This is a genomic window from Acidovorax sp. A1169, assembly GCF_030704685.1.
In the GTDB taxonomy this organism is placed as follows: domain Bacteria; phylum Pseudomonadota; class Gammaproteobacteria; order Burkholderiales; family Burkholderiaceae_C; genus Acidovorax.
Genome location: NZ_JAUZDX010000016.1, coordinates 19,317 through 39,909 on the forward strand (window position 1 = coordinate 19,317; position 20,593 = coordinate 39,909).

At 66.8% G+C, this 20,593-nt stretch carries 25 protein-coding genes; 10 read left to right on the forward strand and 15 right to left on the reverse strand.

Annotated features, from left to right (window positions below):
- Positions 1-97: 97 nt before the first annotated feature.
- The gene (locus tag QYL93_RS22525; RefSeq protein WP_057268177.1) at positions 98-1,369 is read right to left on the reverse strand and encodes an EAL and HDOD domain-containing protein; all 1,272 of its coding nucleotides are present in this window, start codon (positions 1,367-1,369) and stop codon (positions 98-100) included.
- A gap of 82 nt (positions 1,370-1,451) precedes the next feature.
- The gene (locus tag QYL93_RS22530; protein ID WP_305745756.1) at positions 1,452-2,255 is read right to left on the reverse strand and encodes a ferritin-like domain-containing protein; all 804 of its coding nucleotides are present in this window, start codon (positions 2,253-2,255) and stop codon (positions 1,452-1,454) included.
- Between the two features lie 103 nt (positions 2,256-2,358).
- On the opposite strand from QYL93_RS22530, the gene QYL93_RS22535 reads away from it, so the two are divergent.
- From QYL93_RS22535 to QYL93_RS22545, 3 genes are all read left to right on the forward strand, one after another.
- Positions 2,359-2,883, forward strand: a complete 525-nt coding sequence (locus QYL93_RS22535; protein ID WP_305745757.1) for a gamma carbonic anhydrase family protein — start codon at positions 2,359-2,361, stop codon at positions 2,881-2,883.
- A 45-nt stretch (positions 2,884-2,928) separates the two neighbouring features.
- On the forward strand, positions 2,929-3,921 hold the full coding sequence (locus tag QYL93_RS22540) for an Hsp33 family molecular chaperone HslO (RefSeq protein WP_305745758.1): 993 nt from the start codon (positions 2,929-2,931) through the stop codon (positions 3,919-3,921).
- 107 nt (positions 3,922-4,028) lie between these two features.
- Entirely contained in the window at positions 4,029-4,520 is a 492-nt protein-coding gene (locus QYL93_RS22545; RefSeq protein WP_305745759.1) for a CZB domain-containing protein, read from the forward strand.
- Here QYL93_RS22545 and QYL93_RS22550 read toward each other — a convergent pair.
- The 6 genes from QYL93_RS22550 to QYL93_RS22575 all read right to left on the reverse strand — a co-directional run bounded on the left by QYL93_RS22550 (position 4,480) and on the right by QYL93_RS22575 (position 9,686).
- Positions 4,480-4,956: a hypothetical protein gene (locus QYL93_RS22550; protein ID WP_305745760.1), complete on the reverse strand. Its 477-nt coding sequence runs from the start codon at positions 4,954-4,956 to the stop codon at positions 4,480-4,482. The genes QYL93_RS22545 and QYL93_RS22550 overlap by 41 nt on opposite strands.
- Positions 4,957-4,990: 34 nt before the next feature.
- The gene (locus QYL93_RS22555; protein WP_057202245.1) at positions 4,991-5,269 is read right to left on the reverse strand and encodes a septum formation initiator family protein; all 279 of its coding nucleotides are present in this window, start codon (positions 5,267-5,269) and stop codon (positions 4,991-4,993) included.
- 103 nt (positions 5,270-5,372) lie between these two features.
- A complete protein-coding gene (eno, locus tag QYL93_RS22560) occupies positions 5,373-6,659 on the reverse strand; it encodes a phosphopyruvate hydratase (RefSeq protein WP_305745761.1) in 1,287 nt (428 codons plus the stop codon).
- A gap of 168 nt (positions 6,660-6,827) precedes the next feature.
- Positions 6,828-7,118 carry a DUF1330 domain-containing protein gene (locus tag QYL93_RS22565; RefSeq protein WP_007859228.1) on the reverse strand — a complete coding sequence of 97 codons (291 nt, stop codon included), beginning with the start codon at positions 7,116-7,118 and terminating at the stop codon, positions 6,828-6,830.
- 3 nt (positions 7,119-7,121) lie between these two features.
- Positions 7,122-7,979 (reverse strand): 3-deoxy-8-phosphooctulonate synthase, encoded by an 858-nt coding sequence (gene kdsA, locus QYL93_RS22570; protein WP_305745762.1) that lies wholly within the window; start codon positions 7,977-7,979, stop codon positions 7,122-7,124.
- 36 nt (positions 7,980-8,015) lie between these two features.
- Positions 8,016-9,686 carry a CTP synthase gene (locus tag QYL93_RS22575; protein ID WP_305745763.1) on the reverse strand — a complete coding sequence of 557 codons (1,671 nt, stop codon included), beginning with the start codon at positions 9,684-9,686 and terminating at the stop codon, positions 8,016-8,018.
- Positions 9,687-9,798: 112 nt separating this feature from the next.
- On the opposite strand from QYL93_RS22575, the gene coaBC reads away from it, so the two are divergent.
- From coaBC to QYL93_RS22595, 4 genes are all read left to right on the forward strand, one after another.
- Entirely contained in the window at positions 9,799-11,022 is a 1,224-nt protein-coding gene (coaBC, locus tag QYL93_RS22580) for a bifunctional phosphopantothenoylcysteine decarboxylase/phosphopantothenate--cysteine ligase CoaBC (RefSeq protein WP_057202253.1), read from the forward strand.
- Positions 11,023-11,062: 40 nt separating this feature from the next.
- Positions 11,063-11,569, forward strand: coding sequence for a hypothetical protein (locus QYL93_RS22585; RefSeq protein ID WP_305745764.1), 507 nt, complete (start codon positions 11,063-11,065; stop codon positions 11,567-11,569).
- Positions 11,566-12,012: a dUTP diphosphatase gene (dut, locus tag QYL93_RS22590; protein WP_305745765.1), complete on the forward strand. Its 447-nt coding sequence runs from the start codon at positions 11,566-11,568 to the stop codon at positions 12,010-12,012. Before QYL93_RS22585 ends, dut begins: the two co-directional genes overlap by 4 nt.
- Positions 12,013-12,222: 210 nt before the next feature.
- Entirely contained in the window at positions 12,223-12,720 is a 498-nt protein-coding gene (locus tag QYL93_RS22595; RefSeq protein WP_305745766.1) for a glycine zipper 2TM domain-containing protein, read from the forward strand.
- A 52-nt stretch (positions 12,721-12,772) separates the two neighbouring features.
- Here QYL93_RS22595 and QYL93_RS22600 read toward each other — a convergent pair whose 3' ends face one another.
- Entirely contained in the window at positions 12,773-13,297 is a 525-nt protein-coding gene (locus QYL93_RS22600) for a peptidylprolyl isomerase (protein WP_305745767.1), read from the reverse strand.
- Between the two features lie 53 nt (positions 13,298-13,350).
- On the opposite strand from QYL93_RS22600, the gene QYL93_RS22605 reads away from it, so the two are divergent.
- From QYL93_RS22605 to QYL93_RS22615, 3 genes are all read left to right on the forward strand, one after another.
- Entirely contained in the window at positions 13,351-14,490 is a 1,140-nt protein-coding gene (locus tag QYL93_RS22605) for a cupin domain-containing protein (RefSeq protein WP_305745768.1), read from the forward strand.
- A 2-nt stretch (positions 14,491-14,492) separates the two neighbouring features.
- Complete coding sequence (locus QYL93_RS22610) at positions 14,493-15,020, forward strand: hypothetical protein (RefSeq protein WP_305745769.1); 528 nt, start codon at positions 14,493-14,495, stop codon at positions 15,018-15,020.
- A gap of 217 nt (positions 15,021-15,237) precedes the next feature.
- Positions 15,238-15,477: a hypothetical protein gene (locus QYL93_RS22615; protein WP_082604143.1), complete on the forward strand. Its 240-nt coding sequence runs from the start codon at positions 15,238-15,240 to the stop codon at positions 15,475-15,477.
- Positions 15,478-15,570: 93 nt separating this feature from the next.
- Here QYL93_RS22615 and QYL93_RS22620 read toward each other — a convergent pair whose 3' ends face one another.
- The 6 genes from QYL93_RS22620 to QYL93_RS22645 all read right to left on the reverse strand — a co-directional run bounded on the left by QYL93_RS22620 (position 15,571) and on the right by QYL93_RS22645 (position 20,576).
- Positions 15,571-16,407, reverse strand: coding sequence for an MBL fold metallo-hydrolase (locus QYL93_RS22620; protein WP_305745770.1), 837 nt, complete (start codon positions 16,405-16,407; stop codon positions 15,571-15,573).
- A 76-nt stretch (positions 16,408-16,483) separates the two neighbouring features.
- On the reverse strand, positions 16,484-17,581 hold the full coding sequence (gene bamC, locus QYL93_RS22625) for an outer membrane protein assembly factor BamC (protein ID WP_305745771.1): 1,098 nt from the start codon (positions 17,579-17,581) through the stop codon (positions 16,484-16,486).
- A gap of 43 nt (positions 17,582-17,624) precedes the next feature.
- Complete coding sequence (dapA, locus tag QYL93_RS22630; RefSeq protein WP_057202271.1) at positions 17,625-18,521, reverse strand: 4-hydroxy-tetrahydrodipicolinate synthase; 897 nt, start codon at positions 18,519-18,521, stop codon at positions 17,625-17,627.
- A gap of 32 nt (positions 18,522-18,553) precedes the next feature.
- Positions 18,554-19,108 carry a bifunctional 2-polyprenyl-6-hydroxyphenol methylase/3-demethylubiquinol 3-O-methyltransferase UbiG gene (locus QYL93_RS22635; protein ID WP_305745772.1) on the reverse strand — a complete coding sequence of 185 codons (555 nt, stop codon included), beginning with the start codon at positions 19,106-19,108 and terminating at the stop codon, positions 18,554-18,556.
- Positions 19,109-19,165: 57 nt separating this feature from the next.
- Positions 19,166-19,333 carry a hypothetical protein gene (locus tag QYL93_RS22640; RefSeq protein ID WP_305745773.1) on the reverse strand — a complete coding sequence of 56 codons (168 nt, stop codon included), beginning with the start codon at positions 19,331-19,333 and terminating at the stop codon, positions 19,166-19,168.
- Between the two features lie 25 nt (positions 19,334-19,358).
- Positions 19,359-20,576 carry an MFS transporter gene (locus QYL93_RS22645; RefSeq protein ID WP_305745774.1) on the reverse strand — a complete coding sequence of 406 codons (1,218 nt, stop codon included), beginning with the start codon at positions 20,574-20,576 and terminating at the stop codon, positions 19,359-19,361.
- Positions 20,577-20,593: the final 17 nt, after the last annotated feature.

The following is a 20,593-nucleotide window of genomic DNA, read 5'->3' on the forward strand; positions in this document are numbered from 1 at the left end:
ATAGACAGAGAGGGCTACTGGATCGGATTCTAGACCCGCTGCAGTAATCCTTCTGTATGCATCTTGCACGTCTCTCGGGCGCAGGGTCAATCCTCGGTCAGTCCTCGGTCAATTGGTCGGCCCAGGCCAGGGCCTGCAGGTGGGCCAGGTTGATCTGCTGGCTGGACAGGTGCAAGGTGCCGGCGGCGCGGTCGAAAACGGCGTCGTCGCTGGATTCGCAGGCCTCGGCCAGGTTCAGCAGGTCACCCAGGAAGCCCTCGCGGCGCAGCAGGGCCGCTGCAGAGGCCTCGGGCACGTTGAGCAGGCCGATGGCCGATTCCATGGGTATGGAGAGCATCACGTCCAGCAGGGAGAAGATGCCCACGACGAAGGCCTGGTCGGCCTCGTCGGGGGGCAGGGTCTCCAGCGCCAGCAGTTCCATCAGGCGCCCGCGCACCACGGCGGTCTGGCCCACGGACGAGGGTGCGCCGCTGGTGCGTGAGGCCGTGAGCAGCAAGGCTGCCCAGCGGAACAGTTTTTTCAGGCCCATCAGCATCACCGCCTGGCGGAAGGAGGTGATCTCGCGGTTCATGCCGAAACCGGCCGAATTGATCAGGCGCATCAGGTTGAAGGCCAGGCCCGCATCCTTCTTGAGCACCTCTTCGATTTCGTCGGTGCTGGCCTGCTGGCGCACCAGGTTGATCAGCTGGATGATGCTGCTTTGCGCCGGCGTGAGCAGTTTCGCCTCGACCAGTGCCGGGCGGGCGAACCAGTAGCCCTGGAACAGCTGCACGCCCTGGGTGGAGACCGTGTCGTACTGCTGGGCGGTTTCCACCTTCTCGGCGATCAGTTCGGCCTGGGAGTGGCGCCCGGCATAGCTGATCAGCACCGCCAGCTGGTCGACTGCCAGCACCGACAGGTCGAGCTTGATGTAGTCGGCCAGCGGCAGCCAGGGAGCATAGGTCGATTGCAGCACCGTGTGGTTGAACGCCAGGTGAAAGCCGCGTTCGCGCAGGCCGCTGAGGATGGGCAGGCGCGCAGCCACCTCATCGGTCGCGGCGTGGCCCAGGGGCGGGATCTCCAGCACCACCTTGTCGGGGTCCAGCAGCTCCAGGTGGCCGCCCGAAAGGCTCTCGTGCGTGCAGTTCACGAAGATCAGCTTCTTGCCCACCAGCTCTTCGGTGCCCGCATGCGAGAGGGCGTTGAAGATCAGGATCACATCGCTGGCCGCCGTGTGGGCGGCTTCGGTGCGCGAGCGGTTGAACAGCTCGTAGCCGACCACGATCTGCTGGCCATTGACGATGGCCTGGCGCGCGATCATTGCCACGGAAGACTGCCCAGGCGCAGGCCGGGCTGGGTAGGTGGTTCCATGGGCAGGGTGGGTGGACATGGATCGTGGATGCGTTGACTGTGCATGAAGGGAGGGGGGACGCGAGGCATTGTAGGGAAGTTCGGGTGTCCGAGCAGCCTGCTCAGCCCTGCTGGAGCCACAGGAGCTCGGTGTCGGTGAACCCGGCGGCGCGGCGGGCGGCATCGTTGAACGGCGGCTTCAGGCGCGGTGCTTCGTATTGGCGCGCCAGCACGCTGTAGTGCGCCTCGGGCTCCAGCCCCTGGCGCGTGCACAGCCAGCGGTACCAGTGGTTGCCGATGGCGACATGGCCCACTTCGTCGCGCAGGATGATCTCGAGGATGTCCACGGCGGCCAGCGCATCGGGCGTGCCCACCTGGCGCAGCTTGCGCTGGATCTGCGGGGTGGCGTCCAGGCCGCGCGCCTCCATCGTGCGTGGCACCAGGGCCATGCGCGCCAGGACATCGTCCTGCGTCTTCTCGCACATGGTCCACTGGCCCTGGTGGGCCGGGAAGTCGCCATAGTCATGGCCGTGCGTGCGCAGATGTTCGCGCAGCAGGTTGAAGTGGGTGGCCTCCTCGGCCGCCACGCGCAGCCAGTCCAGGTAGTAGGCGCCTGGCATGCCGTCGAAGCGCCAGACGGCATCGAGCGCCAGGTTGATGGCGTTGAACTCGATGTGGGCGATGGCGTGCAGCAAAATGGCCCGGCCTTCGGGCGTGGCGGGGGAGCGGCGGGCCAGCTCGGTGTGCCGCAGCAGCACCGGGCGCTCCGGGCGACCGGGCAGCACGCCAGGTTCCACGGGGCCTTCAGGGGCTTTGTCTGCTATTGAAAGCTGAGCGGCCTGCGCGTGCAGGCTCAGCGACTGCGCCGCTTTTTGTTCGGGGTCTGCAAGGCACAAGACCTGCAGTGCACGTTGGCGTAGCTCCATCCTTACAATTCTAGGCCCTGCCATCTGCAACGCCGCAAACGCTTTGTAACCATTGGCAGGCCCTGATGCGCGCAATATTTTCTTTCTGTCTGGAGTCTGCGGTATGGCGATTTACGAACTCGATGGTGCGATTCCCCAGGTGGCCGCTTCGGCCTGGGTGGCCGACAGCGCCCAGGTGATGGGCAACGTGGTGCTGGGCGAGGACGTGAGCGTCTGGTTCGGCACCGTGGTGCGCGGCGACACGGAAAGCATCACCATCGGCGCCGGCTCCAATATCCAGGATGCCAGCGTGCTGCACGCCGACATCGGCAAGCCGCTGGTGGTGGGCGAGCGCGTGACGGTGGGCCACCAGGTCATGCTGCACGGCTGCACCATCGGCGACGAATCGCTGATCGGCATCGGGGCCATCGTGCTCAACGGCGCGAAGATCGGCAAGCACTGCCTGGTGGGTGCCGGCGCGCTGGTGACCGAGGGCAAGGAGTTTCCCGATGGCTCCATGATCATTGGCAGCCCCGCGAAGGCGGTGCGCGAACTGTCTCCCGAGCAGATCGAGGGCCTGCGCCAGAGCGCGCAGCATTACATCGACAATGCGCGCCGCTTTCACAGCGGTCTGCACCGGATCGCTTGAGCACTTTTCTCGGCCGATCCCCGTATTTGACTGGAACCCTGCTTAGTGTCTGAACTTCACAAATTCCTCTTCGATGGCCTGCCTGTGCGCGGCATGCTCGTGCGCCTGACCGACGCCTGGACCGACATCCTGGGCCGGCGTGCCGGCAATTCGGCCACCGGCGCCTACGCCGCCCCGGTCACCGAACTGCTCGGCGAGATGGCGGCAGCCGGCGTGCTGATGCAGTCGAACATCAAGTTCAATGGCGCGCTGGTCCTGCAGGTGTTCGGCGACGGGCCGGTGAAGCTGGCCGTGGCCGAGGTGCAGTCCGACCTTTCTCTGCGCGCCACCGCCACCGTCACCAGCGAGGTGCCCGCCGATGCGCGCCTGAGCCAGATGGTGAACGTGGGCGGCGGCGGGCGTTGCGCCATCACGCTCGACCCCAAGAACCGCCACCCTGGCCAGCAGCCCTACCAGGGCGTGGTGCCCCTGCACGGCGACCACCACGAAAAGCTCGACCGCCTGTCGGACGTGCTGCAGCACTACATGCTGCAGTCCGAGCAGCTCGACACCGTGCTGGTGCTGGGCGCCAACGACAAGGTGGCGGCGGGCCTCTTGATCCAGCGCATGCCCATCAAGGGCGAGGGCAATCTGGCCTCTGGCCTGTCGCACCGCGAGAACGAAGACCAGATCGGCCACAACGAAGACTACAACCGCATCGCCCACCTGGCCGCCAGCCTGACCCGCGAGGAACTGCTGAGCCTGGACGTGGACACCATCCTGCGCCGCCTGTTCTGGGAGGAGAAGCTGGTGCGCTTCACGCCCCAGCAGGGCGAGACGGGGCCGCGCTTTGCCTGCACCTGCAGCCGCGAGCGCGTGAGCGCCATGCTGCGCAACCTGGGCGCAGAGGAGGCCGAGAGCATCCTGGCCGAACGCGGCGAGATCGAGGTGGGCTGCGAGTTCTGCGGCCAGCAGTACCGCTTCGATGCGGTGGATGCGGCGCAGATCTTCGTGGAGCCGGCCATCATCCAACCGCCAGCGCCCACGGGCATGCAATAGGGGCGGTGGCCGCCGCACCGGGCTGGCCATCTAACCATCGTTGACAATCGCGGCCCCTGCGCGCTGCCTGGCGGGTCTACCATCAAGGCCTCTACCAAAGGTCTGCCATGGGGTTTATCAGTCGGGTCATGGGCATGGGTGCCCGCCACAGGGGAGTGCCGCCACTGGCGCTCTACGAAAGCTCGCTCGCTCAGGACTCCCGGCGTGCCGACACGGTGCTGGCCGTGCTCGACCTGGACGCCGCCATCAATGCCCACGAGCGCTGGAAAGAGCGGCTGATGGACTACCTCGAAGGCCGCTCCTCCAAGGGGCTGGACCCGGCCATGGTGCGCCGCACCGACCAGGACGCCCTGGGCCGCTGGCTGCAAGGGGTGGGTGCCGAACTGCTGGGCGACCGGCCGGCCTTCACCCTGCTGGTGGCGCGGCACGAGTATTTCCACGAACAGGCCGCCACCATTGTCGAGCTGGCGCAGCAGGGCGAATGGCCGCGGGTGGTTCAGGTGCTCAACGGCGGCTACCGCCACGGCTCCAGCCAGGTGGTGCTGCTGCTCAAGGAGCTCAAGCGCAGCCTGGCGCAGGAGGCCGGGTCAGCGCAGTGAACAGCCGGTGCTCGCACACCGGGTCACTGCACTTTTCACACCCATAGGCACGCAGACGGGCCGCGCGGGATTCGTTGGCCTGCACGGCATCGCTTTCAGGCATGCCCAGCACGGCGCCTAGCGCGCGCAAGGCGCTGGCCAAACGGGCCGGCCCTGTTCCATACACCACCCGGTAGGCGACGCCCGCCGCATTGAGCGCCGCGCGCAGCTGCGCGTCGGCCGCCTGCTGCGCGGGCTGCTGGTCTAGCGGGCAGGGCAGGTCCAGGCCCATCAGCAGCGCCATCGAGGCGGTCTGGTCCAGGGCGGAGAAGTCCGCCAGCACGGTCAGCGTCACGGGTGTGGGGGAGGGCGTGGCGGCCAGGTGCGCCGCGAGGGCGTCGGCCAGATCCTGTGCGCCGGTGGCGGGCGCGCCCAGCAGCACGATCTTCAAAGGCACGGAATCGGTCTGTGAGAGGGAGAGCCGACGCCGCTCAGCGCGGCGTGAACTGCACGTAGATTTCGTTGGGCCGCACCATGCCCAGCTCGCTGCGCGCCTTTTCCTCGACCATGTCCAGGCCCTCCTTGAGGTCATGCACCTCGGAGGTCAGGCGCTCGTTGGCCTGCTGCGCCTGTGCGTTGGCGGCTTTCTGCACGTCGATCTGGCGCTGCATCTCGTTCACGCGCGGCAGGCTGCCGCGCCCCAGCCACAGCTGGGCGTGCACGGCTGCCAGCAGGGCCAGCAGCACAACGGGAACAAGGCGGTTGACCATGGCGCTTCAGCTTACCAGCCACACGCCATGGCCACAGCACCGCCCCGCCAGGGGCGGGCGGCGCGCAACGGGGCGGGCGGCCGGGCCGGCATGCGGGCAGGGATCAGCGCAGGTTGTAGAACGCAGCGCGGCCGGGGTAGTGGGCGATGTCGCCCAGGTCTTCCTCGATGCGCAGCAGCTGGTTGTACTTGGCGATGCGGTCCGAGCGCGACAGCGAGCCGGTCTTGATCTGGCCGGCATTGGTGCCCACGGCGATGTCGGCAATGGTGCTGTCTTCGGTTTCGCCCGAGCGGTGCGAGATCACGGCGGTGTAGCCGGCGCGCTTGGCCATCTCGATGGCGGCGAAGGTCTCGGTCAGCGTGCCGATCTGGTTGATCTTGATCAGGATCGAGTTGGCGATCTGCTTGTCGATGCCTTCCTTGAGGATCTTGGTGTTGGTGACGAACAGGTCGTCGCCCACCAGTTGCACGTTCTTGCCCAGGCGCTCGGTCAGGATCTTCCAGCCGTCCCAATCGCCCTCGTGCATGCCGTCTTCGATGCTGATGATGGGGTACTTGTCGCACCACGAGGCCAGCATGTCGGTCCACTGCGTGGCGGTGAGTTTCAGGCCGCCTTCGCCTTCGAGCACGTAGTGGCCGTCCTTGTAGAACTCGCTGGCCGCGCAATCGAGGCCCAGGGCGATCTGCTCGCCTGCGGTGTAGCCGGCGGCTTCGATGGCCTGCAGGATCAGCACGATGGCCGCTTCATGGTTCTCGACGCTGGGGGCAAAGCCGCCTTCGTCGCCCACGGCGGTGCTGATGCCCTTGTCGTGCAGGATCTTCTTCAAGGCGTGGAACACCTCGGCGCCCCAGCGCAGGGCTTCGCGGAAGGTGGGGGCGCCCACGGGGATGATCATGAACTCCTGCAGATCCAGGCTGTTGTTGGCGTGCGCGCCGCCATTGATCACGTTCATCATGGGCACGGGCAGCTGCATGCTGCCCATGCCGCCCAGGTAGCGGTACAGCGGCAGGCCCGATTCCTCGGCCGCAGCGCGGGCCACGGCCATCGAGACGGCCAGCATGGCGTTGGCGCCCAGGCGGCCCTTGTTGTCGGTGCCGTCCAGGTCGATCAAGGTCTTGTCCAGGAAGGCCTGCTCGGAAGCGTCCAGGCCCAGCACGGCCTCGGAGATCTCGGTGTTGATGTGCTCCACCGCCTTGAGCACGCCCTTGCCCAGGTAGCGGCTCTTGTCGCCGTCGCGCAGTTCGATGGCTTCGCGGCTGCCGGTAGAGGCACCCGACGGCACGGCCGCACGGCCCATCACGCCCGACTCCAGCAGCACGTCGCATTCGACGGTGGGGTTGCCGCGGCTGTCCAGCACTTCGCGACCTACGATGTCAACAATGGCACTCATGATCTTCCTTGAGGGTTTTTGAAATTCAGCAGGACGGCAGGGGGCGGGTGGCGGGGTGCCGGTGCTGCCGCTGTTCGGTCGCGATTCTATGCTACCGATTTGATAGTGTTCGGGGCCTGTGCGGTACGTACCGGGTACGTATTGCAGCCTGCGCTGGCCGACGGTGGGCTACACACCCTCCACGCAGACCATGCGCATGATGGCGGCGCCTTCGCGCGCGGCCTTGGCCTTCTGGTACTCGGGGGTGTCGTAGAAGGCGCGGGCCGCCTCGAAGCTCGGGAACTTGAGGATCACGGTGCGGCCGGGGTTCCAGTCGCCTTCCAGCACCTCGACCTTGCCGCCGCGCACGCACACTTCGGCGCCATGGGCCTGCATGGCGATGGTGCTCCACTTGCGGTACTCCTCGTACTGCGTGGGGTTGGTGACGGTGACGGATGCGATGACGTAACCACTGCTCATGTCTCAGGCTCCAAAGTTGTTTTCGAGAAAACCGTTCTTCTTGGTGATGCCGTCCAGTGCCACCAGCGTCTCCAGCAGCGCCTTCATGTGCTTGAGGGGCACGGCGTTGGGGCCGTCGGACAGGGCGTTGGCCGGGTCCGGGTGGGTTTCCATGAACAGGCCGGCCACACCAACGGCCACGGCCGCGCGTGCCAGCACTGGCACCATCTCGCGCTGGCCGCCGCTGCTGGTGCCGTTGCCGCCAGGCAGCTGCACCGAATGCGTCGCGTCGAACACCACGGGGGCGTTGGTCTCGCGCATGATGGACAGGCTGCGCATGTCCGACACCAGGTTGTTGTAGCCAAAGCTCGCGCCACGCTCGCAGGCCATGAAGCTGTCCTCGGGCAGGCCGGCGTCCTTCGCGGCAGCGCGGGCCTTGTCGATCACGTTCTTCATGTCGTGCGGTGCAAGGAACTGGCCCTTCTTGATGTTCACCGGCTTGCCCGACTGCGCCACGGCGCGGATGAAGTCGGTCTGGCGGCACAGGAAGGCCGGCGTCTGCAGCACGTCGACCACCTTGGCGGCCTCGGTGATGTCGTCCTCGGTGTGCACGTCGGTGAGCACCGGCACACCCAGGTCCTTGCGGATCTTGGCCAGGATTTCGAGGCCCTTGTCGCGGCCCGGGCCGCGAAAGCTCGTGCCCGAAGACCGGTTGGCCTTGTCGAAGCTGCTCTTGAAGATGAACGGGATGCCCAGGGCACCCGTGATCTCCTTGAGCTGCCCGGCCACGTCCATCTGCAGTTGCTCGGACTCGATCACGCAAGGGCCTGCGATGAGGAAGAAGCGGTGTTCCAGGCCAACGTCAAAGCCGCAGAGTTTCATGGCAGGGTCTCTTCTTTTCTGGGTGGGTTGTGCCGATCAGGCCGCCACGGCGGGCTGCTGCAGGCTCTTTTGGTGCTCCACCGCCGCCTTGATGAAGGCATTGAACAGCGGGTGGCCGTTCCAGGGGGTGGACTTGAACTCGGGGTGGAACTGCACGCCGATGAACCAGGGGTGCACGCTCTTGGGCAGCTCGACGATCTCGGTGAGCTGCTCGCGCTGCGTCAGTGCCGAGATCACCAGGCCCGCTTTGCGCAACTGGTCCAGGTAGTTCACGTTGGCTTCGTAGCGGTGGCGGTGGCGCTCGGTCACGATGTTGCCGTAGATCTCGTGCGCCAGCGTGCCGGCCGAAACGTCCGAGCTCTGCGCGCCCAGGCGCATGGTGCCGCCCAGGTCGGAGTTCTCATCGCGCTGCTTGATGGTGCCGTCGGCGTCTTTCCACTCGGTGATCAGGGCGATCACGGGGTGCGGCGTGGCGGGCTCGAACTCGGTGCTGTTGGCGTCCTTGAGGCCGGCCACGTGGCGCGCGTACTCGATGGTGGCCACCTGCATGCCCAGGCAAATGCCCAGGTAGGGCACCTGCTGCTCGCGGGCAAAGCGGGCGGTGCTGATCTTGCCTTCCACCCCGCGTGCGCCAAAGCCGCCGGGCACCAGGATGGCGTCGTACTTGGCCAGCTTCCCGGCCGCGTCGGCGGCGTTGATGGTCTCGGAGTCCACGTGCTCGATCTTCACGCGCACGTGGTTCTTCATGCCGGCGTGGCGAAGCGCCTCGTTCACCGACTTGTAGCTGTCCGACAGGTCCACGTACTTGCCGACCATGGCGATGGTGACCTCGCCCTGCGGGTGCTCGGTCTCGTACACCAGTTGGTCCCAGCGCTTCAAGCTCGTGGGCGGCGTGTTCAGGCGCAGCTTGTCGCAGATCAGGCCGTCCAGGCCCTGCTCGTGCAGCATGCGCGGCACCTTGTAGATGGTGTCCACGTCCCACATGCTGATCACGCCCCACTCGGGCACGTTGGTGAACAGCGAGATCTTGGCGCGCTCGTCCTCGGGCATGCGGCGGTCGGCGCGGCATAGCAGCGCGTCGGGCTGGATACCGATCTTGCGCAGCTCCTGCACGGTGTGCTGGGTGGGCTTGGTCTTGAGCTCGCCGGCCGCAGCGATCCACGGCACGTAGGTCAGGTGCACGAAGGCGGCGTTGTTCGGGCCGAGCTTGAGGCTCAGCTGGCGCACAGCCTCCAGGAAGGGCAGCGACTCGATGTCGCCCACGGTGCCGCCGACTTCCACGATGGCCACGTCCACGGCGTCATCGGTGCCGACGCCTGCGCCGCGCTTGATGTATTCCTGGATTTCATTGGTGACGTGCGGAATCACCTGCACGGTCTTGCCCAGGTAATCGCCCCTGCGCTCCTTTTCCAGCACGCTCTGGTAGATGCGGCCGGTCGTGAAGTTGTTGGTCTTTTTCATGCGCGTTTCGATGAAACGCTCATAGTGACCCAGGTCGAGATCGGTTTCGGCGCCATCGTCCGTGACGAACACTTCGCCATGCTGGAACGGTGACATGGTGCCCGGATCCACGTTGATGTACGGGTCGAGCTTGATGAGGGTGACTTTGAGGCCCCGCGATTCGAGGATCGCGGCAAGGGAGGCTGAGGCGATTCCCTTGCCCAGGGAAGACACCACACCGCCGGTGACGAAGACAAATTTGGTCATGTCTTTTTTGGTGGTGGGAAATTGGGATTATAGATGGCCGCCCGGCACCGGGCCTGCCAAGGTCTTTTGAAGCCATGCACCGGCAGGCTGGCCGTCTGCTAAATTCGCGCCCATGAATGAGCTTGCTGGCAAACACATTGTTCTGGGACTGAGCGGAGGCGTGGCTTGCTACAAGTCGGCCGATCTATGCCGCCAACTGATCAAGGAGGGCGCCACCGTGCAGGTGGTGATGACCGAGGCGGCCGCGCAGTTCATCACGCCGGTGACCATGCAGGCCCTGTCGGGGCGGCCCGTGTACGGCTCGCAGTGGGACGCGCGCGAGCCCAACAACATGCCCCACATCAACCTGAGCCGCGAGGCCGACGCCATCCTGATCGCGCCCTGCAGCGCCGATTTCATCGCCCGGCTCGTCGAGGGCCGCTCGGACGAGCTCCTGAGCCTGCTGTGCCTGGCACGCCCCATGGACCGCGTGCCGCTGCTGCTGGCGCCCGCCATGAACCGCGAGATGTGGGCCCACCCCGCGACCCAGCGCAACCTTGCCCAGGTCGCGAAAGACGGCGCCCGGGTGCTCGGCGTGGGCAACGGCGACCAGGCCTGTGGCGAGACCGGCGACGGCCGCATGCTCGAACCGCTGGAACTGCTCGACGAATTGATCGCCTTTTTCACGCCCAAGCCGCTGGCCGGGCGCAAGGTGCTGATCACGGCCGGTCCGACCTTCGAGGCCATCGACCCGGTGCGCGGCATCACCAACCTGTCGAGCGGCAAGATGGGCTTTTCCATCGCCCGCGCCGCGCGCGAAGCCGGTGCCGAGGTGACCCTGGTGGCTGGGCCCGTGCACCTGCCCACGCCGCGTGGCGTGCAGCGGGTCAACGTGCAGTCGGCCCAGCAGATGCTGGCTGCGGTGATGGCGCTGGCGCCCACGTCCTCGGTGTTCATCGCCACGGCGGCCGTGGCCGACTGGCGCCCGGCCACGCAGGCCGATGAAAAGATCAAGAAGGACGGCTCGGGCCAGGCCCCGACGCTCGCCTTCGTCGAGAACCCCGACATCCTGGCCACCGTGGCCCGGTTGCCCGAGGCGCTGTCGGGCGAACTCTACTGCGTGGGTTTTGCTGCGGAAAGCCACGACCTGCTGGCCCATGCCACTGCCAAGCGCCTGCGCAAGAAAATTCCGCTGCTGGTGGGCAATATCGGCCCCGCCACCTTCGGCCAGGACGACAATGCCCTGCTGCTCGTGGACGAGCATGGCCACCGCGAACTGCCCCTGGCGTCCAAGCGCTCATTGGCGCAGCGCCTGGTGGCCGAGGTGGCTGCGCGGCTGCCCGCGCGGCGCGGCTGATGGTTTTTGCCCCTTTTCTTGACCCCTGCGGGGAGGCCCTATGACGATGCACTCGATCAAGCCCGAATGGGACACCCCGCCCAATGGCGACTTCGCCAGCTATGTGGAGCGGCTGAGCGCATCCCAGGCGCTGCAGTCGGGGCGGGCGCAGGCGGCCCATTCCGCGCAGGTGACGCAGCAGCACCAGTTGCCCGGCGGCGTGGCCCCCGGCTCCGCGCAGGCGGCGGCGCGCCAGGGCGGCGCCAGCCCGGTACCGCTGGCGGTGGCCTTGCCACCCGACCTGCTGAAAGTGGTGGCGCCCTTCATCGGCCTGGTGCGCATCGCCCGCACGCTGCTGGCCGTGGTCGCGGCGGTGCATGCGCTCACGCTCCTGATGGTGGGCCAGGGCTCGTGGTTCGGGCTGGCGGTGATGGCCGGCCTGTGGTGGTTCATGGGCATCGTGATCAACGCTGCCGCGTCGGCGGGCACCTCAGTGGTGCCGCCAGCGGCCGTGAAGGAGCGCCAGCGGCAAGGGGCCCAGCAGCGCAAGACAGGAAACAAGAAGTGAAGATTGACGTCAAGATTCTCGATCCGCGCATGGCGGACCAGTTGCCCACCTACGCCACACCCGGCAGCGCGGGGCTCGACCTGCGGGCCTGCCTGGATGCGCCGCTCACCCTCGAACCGAATGCCTGGCAACTGGTGCCCACGGGCATTTCCGTCTACCTCAAGGACCCCGGGTATGCCGCGCTTATCCTGCCGCGCTCGGGCCTGGGCCACAAGCACGGCATCGTGCTGGGCAACCTGGTGGGCCTGATCGACAGCGACTACCAGGGCCAGCTCATGGTGAGCGCCTGGAACCGCAGCAGCACGGCCTTCACGCTCGCACCCATGGAGCGCCTGGCGCAACTGGTCATCGTGCCCGTGGTGCAGGCGCAGTTCAACGTAGTGACCGAGTTCACTGCGACGGAGCGCGGCGAAGGCGGCTACGGCTCCACCGGCAAGGCCTGACCCCACGCCTGCCATTTGTCATCTTCTGAACAAACGCTTACGGGCGTCCCGTCAAGCGTTCCTATGCTGTAGGTGATGGCTGACGCGCCCTCCCGCTGCCGGATGGCGCTGGGAACCCTTGGCCGGTGCTTCAATCTCAACACGGTCGGGCAAGGACCGCTGCGTTGGTGCAGTCGGTCGCCCGTCGAGATCCATTTTCAGGAGATTGCAATGAACAAGACGACCCGTATCGCCACGCTGACTGGCTCCCTCATCCTGATCGGGAGCCTGGCTGCCTGCGGTGCTCCCCCGCGCTCGCAGGAATACTACGCCGGCGGCGGCTACCAGACCCAGGCGCCGGTGTACTCGTCTTCCAACCCCGTGCCCACCGAGTTTGGCCGCGTGGCGAATATCGAGGTGATGCAGTCCCAGGGCCAGGGGCGCACCTCGGGCGCCGGTGCCATTATCGGCGCCGTGGTCGGCGGTGTGATCGGCAACTCGATCGGTGGCGGTTCGGGCCGCGCCGCAGCCACGGCCGTGGGCGTGCTGGGCGGTGCGGTGGCCGGCAATGCGGTCGAGGGGCGCAACAACAGTGGCTACAGCCAGGCTTACCGGGTCTCCATCCAGCTGGACCATGGTGGTTACCGCGCCTATGACGTGCCGTCGCCCGGCGACCTGCGCGTAGGGGATCGCGTGCGCCTGTTCGACGGCCAGATCTCGCGCATCTGATCCGTCCAGCACTGCGAGCAAAGAACGGGTCCTTTGGAGGGCCCGTTGTCGTTCAGTGCAGCAGGTCGTTCCCGGGTGCCTGGGGCTGGACGCGGAAGAAACCCGTGCCGGCACTGCCCTGGCCGATTTCGTCTTCGGTGGCTTCGCGCACCGACTGCACCGTGAGCTGCAGGCGCAGCGCGATGCCCGCCAGCGGGTGGTTGCCGTCCAGCACCACATGCTCGGGGTAGATCTCGGCCACCGTGTACAGCACGTCGCGCGGTGCGTCGGGATTGCAGCCCTCGGGCAGGGCGGCGCCGTCAAAGGTCATGCCTTCTTCGACCTCTGCAGGGAACAGGGAGCGCGGCTCCAGAAACAGCAATTGGTCGTTGAAGTCGCCAAAAGCGTCCTCGGGCTCCAGGTGCAGCGCCACCGAGGCGCCTGCGCTGTGGCCCTGAAGGGCCTCCTCGATACGCGGCAGCAGGTCATCGCCCCCCACCAGGAACTCCACCGGCTCGTCGAGCACGTCGAGTTCCTCGCCAAGGGTGTCCTTGAGGATCCAGGTCAAAGCGACCACACATTGTTCGGTAATTTCCATAGGAGAATTGTCGCAGTTTGACCAACCGCCCTGCAAAGGGCCACACAGTACCCATGGACGCCCACCAACCCCTGACCCTTCTGGGCGGACTGACCCCTGCCCAGTTCATGCGCCGCCATTGGCAGAAAAAGCCGCTCCTGGTGCGCCAGGCGATCCCGGGCTTCGTGCCGCCGGTGCAGCGTGCCGAGCTGTTCGGCCTGGCCGAGCAGGACGGGGTGGAGTCGCGCCTGGTGCAGCAACTGCGCGGCGCCTGGAAGCTGCGCCAGGGGCCGTTCACGCGCCGCGCGCTGCCCTCGCTCAAGCAGCCCGACTGGACGCTGCTGGTGCAGGGCGTGGACCTGCACGACCAGGGCGTGCACGCGCTAATGCAGCAGTTCCGCTTCGTGCCCGAGGCGCGGCTGGACGACCTCATGATCAGCTACGCCAGCGATGGCGGCGGCGTGGGCCCGCACTTCGACAGCTACGACGTGTTCCTGCTGCAGGCCCATGGCCGGCGGCGCTGGCGCATCGGCCGCCAGAAGGACCTCACACTCAAGGAGGGCATACCGCTCAAGGTGCTGGCGCAGTTCGAGCCCGAAGAGGAGTTCGTGCTCGAGCCCGGCGACATGCTCTACCTGCCGCCGCGCTATGCCCACGACGGCATAGCCGAGGGCGAGTGCATGACCTATTCCATCGGTTTTCGCGCGCCGGCACGGGCAGAACTGGCCAACGAGCTGCTGGTGCGCCTGACCGAAGAGGCCGAGGAGGGCGATGCCCGCGTGCTCTACCGCGACCCGCGCCAGGAGGCGGTGGAGCAGCCCGCAGCCATTCCCGCCAGCCTGCAGGACTTCGCACGCGAGGCGCTGGCCCGGGCCCTGGCCGAACCATTGGCGCTGGAGCGCGCCCTGGGCGAGTACCTGACCGAGCCCAAGCCCAACGTCTGGTTCGATCCCGACGAATCCGGCGCCATGATCGAGGGCGTGGTGCTGGACCGCCGCACCCGCATGATGTATGACGCGCAGCATGTGTTCATCAACGGCGAGAGCTACCGCGCCGCCGGCCGCGACGCCACGCTCATGCGGCGCCTGGCCGACCACCGACGCCTGTCCGAGCGCGAGCTGGCGCGCGCCAGCGACGACGCGCTGGAGCTGATTTCGTCCTGGTGCGATGCAGGATGGGCCCATTCCGATACCGAGGACACCGAGGAGGACTGACCGTGACGCACGATCCCAGCAACCCACCGTCTGCCGCTTTGCCGGGCGAGCTGCCTTCGGGCCGCTTCGCCAGCCGCGAGACCTTCATCCAGCTGGTGCGTGATGCGCTGGCCACGGCGGCGCGCGACGGCTGGGAAGAGATCGTGGTCAGCGATGCCCATTTCCATGACTGGCCCCTGTGTGAGCGGGCCGTGGTGGAGTCGCTGCAGGCCTGGGCGCGCACGGGCCGGCGTTTCACCATGCTGGCCCGCTCGTACGACGAGGTGATCCGCCGCCATGCGCGCTTCGTGCGCTGGCGCGGCACCTGGGACCACATCATCACCTGCCGGCGCAGCGCCTCGGCCGACCCGCTGGACATTCCCAGTGTGCTATGGTCGCCGCAATGGGTCATGCACCGGCTGGACCCGGAGCGCTGCGTGGGCGTGACGGGCCGCGAGCCCGAGCGCCGCGTGCTGGTGCGTGAAACACTCAATGAGTGGCTGCACGGAAAAAGTGCACCGGGCTTCCCCGCCTCGACGCTGGGCCTGTAGGACAAACGCCCGATTTGGTGTTTCCAGGCCTTGCACCATGTGAAGGCACGGTAAACCTTGCATCGGTGTTAGTCAGTATTGACTAAATGCCAATATAATTGGCGGCTGCGCCGAAATGGTGCTACTCAAGTGCACTGTGCCAATGCGCAAAGGCTTTTTTGGAGCCGGGCGCTGTGGCTTTTCAAGATTCTGTCTGTCCCAACTAGGAAAAATCGCAATGAAGAACTCTCTCGTTCTGGCCGCCCTGATCGCTGCTGCTGCCCTCGCCGCTTGTGGCAAGAAGGAAGAACCCGCTCCAGCACCAGCACCTGCCCCCGTGGTTGTGCCAGCTCCTGCTGCTGATCCAGCACCTGCCGCTGCCGCTTCCGAAGCAGCTTCTGCCGCTTCGGACGCCGCTGCCGCTGCCAACGCTGCTGCCACGGCCGCTACCGCTGCTGCCAGCGCTGCTTCGAACTAAGCACCGGCCTGACCAGGGTCGCGCCCAGGCGCCGGCCCCTGGTTCGGAAGCCCTGCCCTCGCAAGAGAGCAGGGTTTTTTTTCGCCTGCGTGATCAGAACAGCGAGGTGGGCAGGGGCGGTGGCGACAGGGGGCCAGAGGGAACGGGCTGCTCGCCCACGGTCAGCCAGCCGGTGCCTTGTGCCTGGTCGGCCACCACGATGAGTTCGGGTGCCCATTGCAATGCACCCGCAAGCGCCTGCCGGGCCAGTCCGGGCGTGTTGTTGCGCGCGCTCAGGTGGGCGGCCACCACCCACTGCAGGCCGTCGTGCCGCACGGCCTGCACGATGGCGGCGCTGGCGTGGTTGGCCAGGTGGCCATAGGCGCCGCCCACACGGCGCTTGAGGAAGGCCGGGTAGGCCGAGGCCGCCAGCAGGTCGGGGTCGTGGTTGGCCTCGATGAACAGGGCGTGGCAGCCCTGCACCTGCTGCAGCACATGGGGTGTGGCGTGGCCCAGGTCGGTCAGCAGGGCCAGGTGCATGGCGCCATCGCTGCAGCGCAGCTGCAGGGGTTCGCGTGCATCGTGCGGCACGGTGAAGGGTCGGATGGACAGCGGGCCCAGTTCGATGGCCTGCATGTCGCAGGCCAGCTGCAGCAGCCCGTCGAAATCCGGTGCGCCGATGGCCATGTGCGTGCCCTGGCTCATCCACACCGGGATGCGGTGGCGCAGCGCCAGCAGGTGCGCGCAGCCGATATGGTCCGAATGCTCGTGGGTGATGAACACGCCGTCGATCTGCCCCAGTTGCAGGCCAGCCGCAGCCAGGCGGGTCTGCAGCTGGCGTATGCCCAGCCCGCAATCGACCAGCAGCCGGCGCGTGTGCAGGCCGTCGCTGGCCTCCACGAGGGTCGCATTGCCGGCACTGCCGCTGGCCAGGTTCTTCAAACGCAGCATGTGGAAATGAATTGCGCCTGGGCCCCACCCCGCAGGGTGGCGTCCAGGCGCATCCAGTGAAGGGTGTCGGTGTGGCTTACTTGAGCTCGTCCGCAATCACGCGCACGATGCGCTCGGCGTTGGCCGACGCTTCGGGCGTGCCGCCTTCGTTGAGCACGGACACCGTGGTCGCTTCACCCTGGCTGCGCACGACGATGCGGTACTTGAGTGGCGGCACGGCGTCCGGCGAGCGGGTGAACAGCTTGCCGAAGAAGCCAGCCTCCTTCTTGTCCGCATTGGGGGCCACATAGCGCACGAAGTACACGCCATCGTTGCGGTTGCGGTCTTCCACGGTGAAGCCGGTGCGGTCCAGCGCCACGCCGACACGGCGCCAGGCGCGGTCGAAGCCTTCCTTCATCTGCACCACGGGCACGTTGTTCACCGTGGCCACGGTGGCCGATTGCGCCACCGGCGCGGCTGCGGTGGCCACGACGGCCTTGGATTGCTCCTGGCTCACGCCCAGCCTGACCATCAGGCGGCGCAGGAACTCGGTTTCCAGCTCGGGGTCGGCCGCCCGGGGCTGCCAGACGGTCTGGTCCTTGGTGGTGTTGCTGTAGACCTCGACCATGCCGCGGTGCGTGATGTAGACCTCGGTGCCGCCAGCGGCATTGCGCTCCAGGCGGGTGCGGAAGCGGTCACGCTCGCCCGTGGAGTACAGCGAATCGATGACCTTGCCCAGGGTGGAGCGGATCAGGTCCTGGGGCAGCTTGGCGCGGTTTTCGGCCCAGTCGGTTTCCATGATGCCCAGGTTGGCCTGGTCCAGGTCCAGTGTGAAGCCGTTCTCCAGCCAGAAGTCGCGCACGGGCTCCCACAGCTTGTCGGCGGGGCGGTCGATCACCAGCCAGCGCTTGTTGCCATCGCGCTGGATGCGCACGTCACCCAGTTGGGCGGCGGCTGCGTTGGCCGTGCCCGAGGGTTGGGCTGCCTGGCTGGCCTGCATGGCCGCAGCCGACACGGTGCCGCCCGGCACGTTGTAGCGGGAGTCGCGCGAGAGCTGGGTCAGGTCCGGGGGCACCTCCAGCGTGGAGCCCTTGGCGGCGCTCTTGTAGTCGATCTTGTCGCCTTCGAGGGCGGAGCAGGCAGACAGGGCCAGGGCGAGGGCCAGAAGGCCCACTCGGGTAGTAACAGCGTTCACGCGAATATCCTCGGAGTGTTCTTGGTACAGGCGCAGCCAGGGCTTAAATCAGGCTGGCGGAGCGCAGTGCCGCCTCGACCACGGCTTCATTGCCCTGGCTCAGCGGTGTCATCGGCAGGCGCAGTGTGCCACCGCACAGGCCCATGCGGGCCACGGCCCACTTCACGGGAATGGGGTTGGCTTCGACGAAGAGCTGCTTGTGCACGGGCATCAGCTGGAACTGGATTTCCATGGCGCGCTGCACGTTGCCGGCAATCGCCGCCACGCACAGCTCGTGCATCAGGCGCGGGGCCACGTTGGCCGTCACGCTCACGTTGCCATGGCCGCCGCACAGCATCAGGGCCACGGCGGTCGGGTCGTCGCCTGAGTAGATGCCGAAGCCCTTGGGGGCTTCGCGGATCAGCCACTGCGCGCGCTCGATGTTGCCCGTGGCTTCCTTGATGCCGATGATGCCGGGCACCTGGGCCAGGCGCAGCACGGTGTCGTGCTGCATGTCGGCCACGGAGCGGCCGGGCACGTTGTACAAAATGGTGGGCAGGTCGCCCACGGCCTCGGCGATGGCCTTGAAATGCTGGTACTGGCCCTCTTGCGTGGGCTTGTTGTAGTAGGGCACGACCTGCAACTGCGTGTCGGCGCCCACCTTCTTGGCAAAGCGGGCCAGCTCGATGGCCTCGGCCGTGGAGTTGGCGCCGCAGCCGGCCATGATGGGCACGCGCTTGGCGGCCTGCTCCACCGACACGCGGATGATCTCGCAGTGCTCCTCGACGTTCACCGTGGGCGATTCGCCCGTGGTGCCCACGACGCCGATGCAATCGGTGCCTTCGGCGATGTGCCAGTCGATCAGTTTGCGCAGCGCAGGGTAGTCGACGCTACCGTCCTCATGCAAGGGGGTGACGAGGGCGACGATGCTGCCAGTGAGTGGCACTAAGGAAGATGTCATGTCCGCAGTGGTGAACGGGATAAAAGAGCATTCTAACTAGCCGGACTGGCCAGCAGATGTCTTGAGGGTGCCCCGGCGTCCGCAAGTTCCCTGATGGCCGTGATGCGCTGCACGAAACGCGCGGGTTCTTCGAGGAAGCCGTCCTCGTAGGCCACCGTGCGCAATCCGCTGCAGGCGGCAAGCAATTCGCCCGGCTGCAGCAGGAATTCGGGCCGCGCCGGGCGGCCCACCGTTTCGTTACCGTGTGCAAAGGTCTCGTAGACCAGTACGCCGCCCGGCGCGAGGCTGGCCACCAGCGTGGGAAACAGCGGGCGCCACAGGTAATTGGTGACCACCACGGCACCGAACTGGCGTCCGGCAAAGGGCCAGGGGCCGTTTTCGATGTCGGCGCAGACCATCTCGCCCAGGGGCGCACAGGCAGCAATGGCCTCGGGCGAGCGGTCCACACCCACCACGGCGTGGCCCTGGGCATGGAGCCAGCGCAGGTGGCGGCCAGCGCCGCAGGCCACATCCAGCACGGTGCTGGCAGGCGCAATCAGGCCGGACCAGCGGCGCACCCAGTGCGACGGGGCCTCAGTGCCATGCATCCGTTGAACTCTTGAAAAGAGGGCCTCTGGTGCGGGCGGGGCAAGGCGCAGTGCCGCTCAGAAGCAACTCCACACCTGGTCGGCCAGCATCACCATGAACTCGGGCGCGGTATACATGGCAAACACCGCCAGGCAGGCCCCAATGGCGACCACCCAGGCCAGCACCCGCCATACCAGCGGCAGGGCCGGGGCGCGGTGGGGAATAGGTTCGGGTGCGGCTTGCATGGCTATGGATGGACAAGTGCCCCCATCATGCAGGCACAGGTGTTGCGCGCTGGATAGGGCTTTCCTTGACGGGCAGGTTCACCAGGCCCGCGAATATCCCCAGGCCGATGGCGATGTACCAGACGATGTCGTAGCTGCCCGTGGCGTCGTACAGGTAGCCGCCCAGCCAGACGCCCAGGAAGCTGCCGATCTGGTGGCTGAAGAACACGAAGCCGCCCAGCATGGACAGGTGCTGCACGCCGAAGATCTGCGCAATGGTGGCATTGGTGGGCGGAATGGTGGACAACCACAGCGTGCCCATGACGGCCGAGAACACGTACACCGACAGGGGCGACAGCGGCACCAGCAGGAAGACGCTGATGGCCAGGGCGCGCGCAAAGTAGATGAACGCCAGGATGAAACGCTTTTCCATGCGCTGGCCCAGGGTGCCGGCGATGTAGGTGCCGAACACGTTGAACAGGCCGATCAGCGCCAGCGCATAGCTGGCCACCTGGGGCGACAGGTCATTGTCCTTGAGGTAGCTGGGCATGTGCACGCCGATGAACACGACCTGGAAGCCGCAGACGAAGTAGCCCGCCATCAGCAGCGAGAAGCTCGGGTAGCGAAAGGCCTCGAACAGTGCCTGGGCAATGGTCTGGTCGCGCTTGGGGGGCGCCGCGCCCTTGAAGCCCGGCTCGCGCAGGCCAAACGCCAGGGGCACGATGAGCAGCACAGCCAGCGACAGTGCCAGCAGCGCCTGCTGCCAGCCAAAGCTGGCGATGAGCCAGCCTTCCATGGGCACCATGAGGAACTGGCCGAAGGAGCCGGCCGCTGCCGCCACCCCCATCGCCCAGGAGCGCTTTTCGGGCGCGATCTGGCGGCCCAGCACGCCATAGATCACGGCATAGGTGGTGCCCGCCTGGGCTGCACCGATAAGTACCCCGGCCGTCAGCGCGAACAGCGTGGGCGTGGGCGACAGTGCCATGCCCGCCAGGCCGGCCGCATACAGGGCCGCGCCGGCCAGCAGCACGCGGAAGGCGCCGAAGCGGTCGGCCGCCATGCCGGCGAAGATGCCGATCAGGCCCCACGAAAGGTTCTGGATGGCGATGGCCAGGGCAAAGGACTGGCGCGTCCAGCCCATGTCCTGGGTGATGGGCAGCAGCCACAGGCCAAAGCCGTGGCGGATGCCCATGGACAGTGTCACGATGGCCGCGCCGCACGCGAGCACCTGGAACATGGACAGTTTCGGAGGATGCATAGACATGCGCAGAATGTAGCCAG

What these genes read in the sequence shown, in the direction of transcription:
- QYL93_RS22575 (WP_305745763.1), bottom strand. Translation starts at nt 9,686, where the DNA reads ATGACCAAATTTGTCTTCGTCACCGGCGGTGTGGTGTCTTCCCTGGGC.
- QYL93_RS22615 (WP_082604143.1), top strand. Translation starts at nt 15,238, where the DNA reads ATGAAGAACTCTCTCGTTCTGGCCGCCCTGATCGCTGCTGCTGCCCTC.
- QYL93_RS22645 (WP_305745774.1), bottom strand. Translation starts at nt 20,576, where the DNA reads ATGTCTATGCATCCTCCGAAACTGTCCATGTTCCAGGTGCTCGCGTGC.
- kdsA (WP_305745762.1), bottom strand. Translation starts at nt 7,979, where the DNA reads ATGAAACTCTGCGGCTTTGACGTTGGCCTGGAACACCGCTTCTTCCTC.
- QYL93_RS22565 (WP_007859228.1), bottom strand. Translation starts at nt 7,118, where the DNA reads ATGAGCAGTGGTTACGTCATCGCATCCGTCACCGTCACCAACCCCACG.
- QYL93_RS22555 (WP_057202245.1), bottom strand. Translation starts at nt 5,269, where the DNA reads ATGGTCAACCGCCTTGTTCCCGTTGTGCTGCTGGCCCTGCTGGCAGCC.
- QYL93_RS22600 (WP_305745767.1), bottom strand. Translation starts at nt 13,297, where the DNA reads ATGGAAATTACCGAACAATGTGTGGTCGCTTTGACCTGGATCCTCAAG.
- eno (WP_305745761.1), bottom strand. Translation starts at nt 6,659, where the DNA reads ATGAGTGCCATTGTTGACATCGTAGGTCGCGAAGTGCTGGACAGCCGC.
- QYL93_RS22635 (WP_305745772.1), bottom strand. Translation starts at nt 19,108, where the DNA reads ATGCATGGCACTGAGGCCCCGTCGCACTGGGTGCGCCGCTGGTCCGGC.
- coaBC (WP_057202253.1), top strand. Translation starts at nt 9,799, where the DNA reads ATGAATGAGCTTGCTGGCAAACACATTGTTCTGGGACTGAGCGGAGGC.
- QYL93_RS22605 (WP_305745768.1), top strand. Translation starts at nt 13,351, where the DNA reads ATGGACGCCCACCAACCCCTGACCCTTCTGGGCGGACTGACCCCTGCC.
- QYL93_RS22585 (WP_305745764.1), top strand. Translation starts at nt 11,063, where the DNA reads ATGACGATGCACTCGATCAAGCCCGAATGGGACACCCCGCCCAATGGC.
- QYL93_RS22620 (WP_305745770.1), bottom strand. Translation starts at nt 16,407, where the DNA reads ATGCTGCGTTTGAAGAACCTGGCCAGCGGCAGTGCCGGCAATGCGACC.
- QYL93_RS22545 (WP_305745759.1), top strand. Translation starts at nt 4,029, where the DNA reads ATGGGGTTTATCAGTCGGGTCATGGGCATGGGTGCCCGCCACAGGGGA.
- QYL93_RS22640 (WP_305745773.1), bottom strand. Translation starts at nt 19,333, where the DNA reads ATGCAAGCCGCACCCGAACCTATTCCCCACCGCGCCCCGGCCCTGCCG.
- QYL93_RS22595 (WP_305745766.1), top strand. Translation starts at nt 12,223, where the DNA reads ATGAACAAGACGACCCGTATCGCCACGCTGACTGGCTCCCTCATCCTG.
- QYL93_RS22535 (WP_305745757.1), top strand. Translation starts at nt 2,359, where the DNA reads ATGGCGATTTACGAACTCGATGGTGCGATTCCCCAGGTGGCCGCTTCG.
- dapA (WP_057202271.1), bottom strand. Translation starts at nt 18,521, where the DNA reads ATGACATCTTCCTTAGTGCCACTCACTGGCAGCATCGTCGCCCTCGTC.
- QYL93_RS22525 (WP_057268177.1), bottom strand. Translation starts at nt 1,369, where the DNA reads ATGTCCACCCACCCTGCCCATGGAACCACCTACCCAGCCCGGCCTGCG.
- QYL93_RS22530 (WP_305745756.1), bottom strand. Translation starts at nt 2,255, where the DNA reads ATGGAGCTACGCCAACGTGCACTGCAGGTCTTGTGCCTTGCAGACCCC.